Annotated in this window: 6 protein-coding genes; 5 read left to right on the top strand and 1 reads right to left on the bottom strand. The window is 61.5% G+C overall.

Translation table 11 applies throughout. The annotated features are described in order from the left end of the window. Positions 1–1,411: retention module-containing protein (locus BFQ00_RS04415; RefSeq protein ID WP_139114966.1), on the bottom strand; the 1,411-nt coding region annotated here is incomplete at its 3' end. Between the two features lie 330 nt (positions 1,412–1,741). On the opposite strand from BFQ00_RS04415, the gene BFQ00_RS30300 reads away from it, so the two are divergent. The 5 genes from BFQ00_RS30300 (at position 1,742) to BFQ00_RS04395 (ending at position 7,724) form a co-directional block, all read left to right on the top strand. Further along, a complete protein-coding gene (locus BFQ00_RS30300) occupies positions 1,742–1,795 on the top strand; it encodes a hypothetical protein (protein ID WP_371914181.1) in 54 nt (17 codons plus the stop codon). Further along, positions 1,773–3,107 (top strand): TolC family outer membrane protein, encoded by a 1,335-nt coding sequence (locus BFQ00_RS04410; RefSeq protein WP_371914180.1) that lies wholly within the window; start codon positions 1,773–1,775, stop codon positions 3,105–3,107. The genes BFQ00_RS30300 and BFQ00_RS04410 overlap by 23 nt, the downstream gene beginning before the upstream one ends. Before the next feature lie 40 nt (positions 3,108–3,147). Continuing rightward, complete coding sequence (locus tag BFQ00_RS04405; RefSeq protein WP_065886608.1) at positions 3,148–5,304, top strand: type I secretion system permease/ATPase; 2,157 nt, start codon at positions 3,148–3,150, stop codon at positions 5,302–5,304. Then, a complete protein-coding gene (locus tag BFQ00_RS04400; protein WP_065886609.1) occupies positions 5,294–6,658 on the top strand; it encodes an HlyD family type I secretion periplasmic adaptor subunit in 1,365 nt (454 codons plus the stop codon). Before BFQ00_RS04405 ends, BFQ00_RS04400 begins: the two co-directional genes overlap by 11 nt. Positions 6,659–6,857: 199 nt before the next feature. Beyond that, the gene (locus BFQ00_RS04395; RefSeq protein WP_065932722.1) at positions 6,858–7,724 is read left to right on the top strand and encodes a TauD/TfdA dioxygenase family protein; all 867 of its coding nucleotides are present in this window, start codon (positions 6,858–6,860) and stop codon (positions 7,722–7,724) included. Positions 7,725–7,733: the final 9 nt, after the last annotated feature.

Below are 7,733 nucleotides of genomic sequence, written 5' to 3'. Positions count from 1 at the left end.
CATCAGTAATGGTGGTAACCGCAGGCGTAGTGCTCGGCACCAGGTTTTCAAAGTTGCCGCCGGTTGCGCCGGTAATAGTGGTGCTGACGGTCGAGCCGTTAACGTAGACGTCATTGGCCGGGGTATCGACAACAACAGTACCTGTGGACTCACCTGCCTTGATGGTAATCACCGAGCCATTGCTCAAGGTGACGCTCACCGGGGTTTGCGCCGGGTTGTTCAATGTCGCGGTGTAGGTGATCTGGCCGCCTTCGGTCACGGTGGAACCGGCCGTCAGCGTGACAGTGGTGGTATCGACCACATCAGTAATGGTAGTAACCGCAGGCGTAGTGCTCGGCACCAGGTTTTCAAAGTTGCCGCCGGTTGCTCCGGTAATAGTGGTGCTAACGGTCGAGCCATTAACGTAGACGTCATTGGCCGGCGTATCGACAACAACAGTACCTGTCGACTCCCCCGCCTTGATGGTAATCACCGAGCCATTGCTCAAGGTGACGCTCACCGGGGTTTGTGCCGGGTTGGTCAGGGTCGCGGTGTAGGTGATCTGACCGCCTTCAGTCACGCTCGAACCAGCCGTCAAGGTCACGGTGGTGGTATCGATGGTGTCGGTAATCTGCGTCACGGCCGGGTTAGGGTCGAGGGTCAGTACCAGGTTGTTGCCGCCGGTGATGCCGGTGACGTTGACGCTGATCTGGCTGGCGTCGAGGTACGGGCTGTCGTTAGGCGCCAGGGGCACGTTGACGGTGCCGGTCAGTTGGCCGGACGGGATGGTGATCACCGCGCCGTTGGACAGGGTGATGGTCAAGTCGCTGGTGCCGGCCTGGGTCACGGTGGCGGTATACGTCAGCACGCCCCCGGCTTCGGTGATGCTCGGGGTGGCGCTCAGGCTCAGGGTCGAAGGCTGCAGCGCCAGGTTGCCGTTGCCTGCAGAAGCTTGAGCACCATTAAAGGTATTCAGCGTTGCTGTGCCCTGGCCGATAGGGGCGGTGGGAAAGCCGATGGTCGGATCGACACGCCCGGCGGTCGCGTCCAGCACCACGAAGCTGTGACCGCCGCCTGCCGCGCCATTACCGGCAGCAGTGGCGCCGGCGGCAGTGGCTTCCAGTTCGGTGGTCGGGTCGGCGCCGGCGGCGATGGCCTGCTGCAGCTCGGCAACCGACGGCGCGGCTTGTTCGGTGGCGGCGGCCAGGTCGGCGGTGGAGTCCGGCATGTCGGCGCTCCACTGGGTGTCGCGGCCCAGGTCCAGCGTGCGTCCGTCAGCCAGTTCCAGGCTCACTGCGCCCGACAGGCCCGTATCAATCTGGTCGCCCGCAAACAGGCGATCACCCTCAACCAGAACACGGCGTGTCCCTTCCGGAGAAATAACGAACACTTGACCAACAATGCTTTTGACGATGGCAACAACATTGCTCATTAAATATTTCTCCGGCGATCCGTTTCTGATGATTCCATGTGGCCGCTCAAGAGGGAGGGCCAAACTGGAGGGGGCGTAGTCTGAACACTTACTGACGTCAAATTATTGGCTAGAATTTTTAGCTATCTACTTTATGCCAAACTATTGACCTTATGGCCGCCATCCTAAACAATCGCCCCCGTAATGTCACATTGATATTTATGCGGCGAACCGTCCTACATGTGTGAAGCAGTTCCGCTTTTTGAACTTTCCGACGTACGGTCATTACGCTAGCCATTATCCGACGCGGCGGCGCCAATCGCTGTGATTTGAGACAAGAAGTCCTGGGGAATTTTTAATGCGTCTGCACCTGTTCAAGGCAATACCGTTCGTTCTCGCCGCTAGCTTTGTACAAGCCCAGACGCTGCCTCAAGCCATGCAGCAGGCAATGGATGTGCATCCTGAAATTCAAGCGGGTATAAACAGCCGCATCGCCGCCGATTACCAATTGCGTGCGGCGCAGGGTGGGTATCTGCCGCGTGTCGATTTGAATGCCGGCTATGGCCGTGCGGGCACCGACAACGCTTCCACCCGCGCCGCCAATGGTACGGGCGGCAACCACTGGGACACCCTCAATCGCGGTGAATCCAGCCTGCGCCTGCAGCAAATGATCTTTGACGGGTTCGCCACCTCCAGCGAAGTCGGGCGTCAACAGGCCAACGTCAACTCCCGTGCCTATTCGTTGCTCGGTACGTCCGAGCGCACCGCGTTGACCGTTGCCCAGGTCTACCTGGAAGTGCTGACCCGCCGCGAGTTCGTGCGCCTGGCCGAAGAAAACCTGCGCAACCACGAACGCATTTACGATCAGATCAAGTTGCGCACCCAGCGCGGCGTCGGTAACGGCGCCGATCAGGACCAGGCCGAAGCGCGTCTGGCCCAGGCCCGCAACAACCTGATCACCGAGCAGACCAACCTGGCGGATGCGCAAACCAACTACCTCAGCGCCGTTGGCGAGATGCCCGACCAGCTCGAGCGCCCGGCGCCGTTCATGGCCATGCTCCCGGCCGACCTGAATGAAGCGCGGCGCCAGATGCTCGACAACAGCCCGGTGCTGCGCTCGGCCGAGTCGGACATCTCCGCCGCCGAGAAGCAATACGCGGCCGCCAAATCCAGCTTCTATCCACGCTTTGACGCTGAGCTGGGCACCAATGCCGACAACAACGTCTCCGGTGACGCCAACCACAGCAACGGCTGGGAAGCCATGGTGCGCATGCGCTTCAACCTGTTTGCCGGCGGCAGCAACAAGGCCGACCTGCAATCGAAGTCATACCAGGCCAACCAGGCCCTGGACATCCGCAACAACGCCTTGCGCCAGCTCAATGAAGAACTGGGCCTGGCCTGGAACGCCTTGAACAACGCCAACGCGCAACTGCCGGTGGCCCAGCAGTACGTGGACCACAGCACCCGCGTGCGCACGTCCTACCAGCAACAGTTCAGCCTGGGCCAACGTACCCTGCTGGACTTGCTCGACAGCGAGAACGAATTGTTCACCGCTTCGCGTCGACTGGAAGAGATCAAGAATATTCAGTTATTTACTCAGTACCGAATCAAGGCGACCATGGGCGAATTGCTCAAAAGCCAAGGCGTCGTCGCTCCAATGGCCTCCGTCGTGCAAAACGATGTGAAGCCCAAAGTCCAACTGCCTGGAATGAACTGAGTCACCCCATAGCCCCATCTGTTAGTCGAGAGTGCCCCGCGTGGAATCCGAAGTCAGTCGAGTTCATCTCAGTCATGATCCACGCACGCTGCACGACGATCCGTTACTCGACGGCTTGTTGGCACTCTGCGCCCTGCATCAGAAACCGGCCAGCGCGGCCATGCTCACCACCGGCCTGCCGCTGCCTTCGCAGCGCCTGAGTGCCGAGTTGCTGTCGCGTGCCGCCGCGCGGGCCGGCCTGCAGGGGCGGCTGCTGCAACGCAGGCTCGAACAGATTCCGGCCATCGCGTTACCGGCCCTGCTGCTGCTCAAGGACGGGCGCAGTACCGTGCTGCTCGGCTGGGAAGGCGATGATCAGGCACGGGTGCTGCTCAGCGAAAGTGATGGCGGTGAAGTGCTGATCAAGCGCGCGCTGCTGGTCGACGACTACACCGGCAAAGTCTTCTTTGCCCAGCCGCAGCACAAATTCGACGTTAACCACGGCACGCTGATCCCCCGGGCGCGCTCCTGGTTTCGTGACACGCTCAAGCGTTCGCGCTGGCTGTATACCGATGCCATCGCCGCCAGCTTCCTGATCAACATCATCGCCATGGCCGCGCCGCTGTTCGTGATGAACGTGTACGACCGCGTGGTGCCGAACCAGGCCACCTCTACGCTGTGGGTGCTGGCCGTGGGCATCTGTGGCGCGTATCTGTTCGATTTGGTGCTCAAGAGCCTGCGCAGTCTGTGCCTGGACCTGGCCGGTAAAAAAACCGACCTGATCATCTCCGCCACCCTGTTCGAGCGCATCGTCGGCATGTCGATGAAGTACCGCCCGGCGCGCGTCGGCAGCTTTGCGCAGAACATTCATGAGTTCCAGAGCCTGCGCGACTTCCTCGCCTCCCTGACCCTCACCAGCCTGATCGACCTGCCGTTCACGCTGCTGATCTTCCTGGTGATCGCCCTGCTCGGTGGCCATTTGGTGTGGATTCCGGTGCTGGCGTTCCCGATTGCCCTGGGCATCGGCTACGCCCTGCAAAAACCTTTGGTCGCGACCATGGAACGCACCATGGCCCTGGCCGCCGAACGCCAGTCGAGCCTGATCGAAACCCTCGCCGGGCTGGATGCGGTCAAGGTCAACAATGCCGAGAGCGAACGCCAGTACGGCTGGGAACAGACCATCGGCACCTTGAGCCGGCTCGAACTGCGGGTGAAATTGCTGTCGGGCCTGTCGATGAACATGACCCTGCTGATCCAGCAACTGGCCGGCGTGATCATGATCGTGTTCGGCGTGTACCAGATCATCGACGGCAACCTCAGCATGGGCGGCCTGATTGCCTGCTACATGCTCAGCGGCCGCGCCTTGAGCCCGCTGGCCTCGCTGTCGGGCCTGCTCACGCGCTACCAGCAGGCCAAGGTCACCATGACCTCGGTGGACCAGATGATGGAGCTGCCCCAGGAGCGCAATTTCGAAGAGCGCCCCATGAGCCGTCGCACCCTGCAAGGCGCCATCGAGTGCCGGGGCCTGAATTTCACCTACCCGAACCAACAGAATCCGGCGCTGAAAAACATCAACCTGGTGATCAAGCCAGGGGAAAAGATCGGCATCATCGGTCGCAGCGGCTCGGGCAAAAGCTCCCTGGCCAAACTGATCGTCGGCCTCTATCAACCCGACTCCGGCGCGTTGCTGGTGGACGGTGTGGACGTGCGCCAGATCGACGTCAGCGAACTGCGCCACAACATCGGCTACGTCGCCCAGGACATCCAACTGCTGGCCGGCACCCTGCGTGACAACCTGGTCAGCGGTGCGCGCTACGTCGAAGACGAGATGGTACTGCAAGCCGCCGAACTGGCCGGTGTGCACGAATTCGCGCGCCTGCACCCGCAAGGCTATGAGCTGCAGGTTGGCGAGCGTGGGCAGAACCTGTCCGGTGGCCAGCGCCAGAACGTCGCCCTGGCCCGTGCATTGCTGCTCAACCCGCCCATCCTGCTGCTGGACGAACCCACCAGCGCCATGGACAACACCGGTGAAGAACGCTTGAAACAACGCCTGCATGCCGTGGTGCAAAACAAGACCGTAGTCCTGGTGACGCACCGTGCCTCGCTGCTGTCCCTGGTGGACCGCCTGTTGGTGGTTGACCGTGGGCAGATCCTCGCGGACGGCCCGAAAGCCGTGGTCATGGAAGCGTTGAAGAAGGGGCAGATCAGTGTCGCTTAATTCCATCAAAAGCGCGGTCGGGCGCTACTTCAAAGGTTCCGACTCGCTGCAGGGCCAGCCGCTGCCCGAGGTCAACAAAGCGCTGATCGAAGATGCGCCGCGGGTCATCCGCCTGACCATCTGGGCCATCATCGCGTTCTTTGTGTTCCTGGTGGTGTGGGCGGGTTTCTCCGAAATCGACGAAGTGACCCGAGGCGACGGCAAGGCGATTCCGTCGTCCAAGCTGCAGAAAATCCAGAACCTGGAAGGCGGTATCGTCGCCGAGTTGTATGTCAAGGAAGGCCAGATCGTCGAGGCCGGTGCGCCTTTGATTCGCCTGGACGACACGCGGTTTGTGTCCAACGCCGGGGAGACCGAAGCCCTGCGCCTGGCCATGCAGCTGCGCGTCGAGCGCCTGAGTGCGCAGGTGGACGACCGCCCGCTGACGATTCCCGACGATGTGCTCAAGGCCGCGCCCAGCCAGGCCGCCAACGAGCGCTCACTGTATGAAAGCCGCCGCCAGCAGTTGAAAGACGAAGTCGGCGGTTTGCAGGAGCAACTGGTGCAGCGCCAACAGGAGTTGCGTGAGTTCACCTCCAAGCAAAGCCAGTACCGCAGCCAGTTGTCCCTGCAACGCCAGGAAATCAACATGTCCGAGCCGCTGGTGGCCCAGGGTGCGGTATCGCCGGTGGAAGTGCTGCGCCTCAAGCGCGCCGAAATGGAAACCCGGGGCCAACTGGACGCCACCACCCTGGCGATCCCGCGCGCCGAATCGGCGATCAAGGAAGTGCAGCGCAAGATCGACGAGACCCGTGGCAAATTCCGCAGCGAAGCCCTGACCCAACTCAACGAAGCGCGCACCGAACTGAACAAGGCCGAATCCACCGGCCGCGCCCTGGAAGACCGCGTCAGCCGTACCCTGGTCACCTCGCCGGTGCGCGGCATCGTCAAGCAGTTGCTGGTCAACACCGTCGGAGGCGTCATCCAGCCGGGCAGCGACATGGTCGAAATCGTACCGCTGGACGACACCCTGCTGGTGGAAGCCAAGATCCGCCCGCAAGACATCGCCTTCCTGCACCCTGGCCAGGAAGCGGTGGTCAAATTTACCGCCTATGACTACACCATCTACGGTGGCCTGAAGGCCAAGCTCGAACGCATCGGCGCCGACACCATCACCGATGAAGACAAGAAAACCACCTACTACATGATCACCCTGCGCACCGACCGCAGCCACCTGGGTACCGATGAAAAACCGCTGCTGATCATCCCCGGCATGGTCGCCTCGGTGGACATCATCACCGGCAAGAAAAGCATCCTCAGCTACCTGCTCAAGCCGATCATCAAGGCGCGGGCGGAGGCGTTGCACGAGCGGTAATCTCTATCGCCTGCTCCGGCCTCATCGGGGGCAAGCCCCCTCCCACACTTGATTTGTGAACACACTTAAAATGTGGGAGGGGGCTTGCCCCCGATGAGGCCATCAGCCTCACCAATGCATATGGATATGCCCTAACAGTATTTAAACTTCCATTCTCAGGCCTATAAATTCACTCCCCTGTCCGCCGGAAGTGAACCCAATGCCCGCCACCCTTCAAACCTTCGACATCCGCCCCTTCCCCGGCAGTGTCGGTGCCGAAATCGTCGGCCTGGATCTGTCCCAACCCGTCAACGACCAGGACTTCGCCCGCATCCACCGCGCGCACCTGGACCACCACGTCATCGTATTCCGCGACCAACGCATCACCCCTGAACAACAGATCGCCTTCAGCCGCCGCTTCGGCGTGCTGCAAATTCATGTACTCAAGCAGTTCCTACTGGCCAATCACCCGGAAATCCTGATCGTCTCCAACATCATCGAAAACGGCCAATCCATCGGCCTGGGCGATGCGGGCAAGTTCTGGCACTCGGACCTGTCGTACAAGGAACTGCCCAGCCTGGGCTCGATGCTGCATGCCCAGGAACTGCCGTCCGAAGGCGGCGACACCCTGTTTGCCGACATGCACAAGGCCTGGGAGCAACTGCCCGAGCACCTGCGCAACGCCGTCGAGGGGCGCCGCGCCGCGCATTCCTACACCGCGCGTTACAGCGAAACCAAATTCGAAGGTAACTGGCGCCCGACCCTGACCCCGGAACAGCTCGCCCAGGTGGCCGAAGTGGTGCACCCCATCGTGCGTACCCATCCTGAAAACGGCCGCAAGGCGCTGTTCGTCAGCGAAGGCTTCACCACCCGCATCGTCGGCCTGCCGGATGACGAAAGCCGCGACCTGCTGGCCCAGCTCTACGCCCACAGCGTGCTGCCGGAAAACATCTACCGCCACCAGTGGCAGCCCCACGACCTGGTGTTCTGGGACAATCGCTCGCTGATCCACCTGGCCGCCGGTTGCCCGAGTCACCTGCGGCGCAAATTGTTCCGTACCACCATCCAGGGCGATGCGCCGTTCTGAACCGATAAA

It is taken from the genome of Pseudomonas sp. 28 E 9 (assembly GCF_900004785.1).
Classification (GTDB): Bacteria; Pseudomonadota; Gammaproteobacteria; order Pseudomonadales; family Pseudomonadaceae; genus Aquipseudomonas; species Aquipseudomonas orientalis_A.
This window is presented reverse-complemented; position numbering and strand designations above follow the sequence as displayed.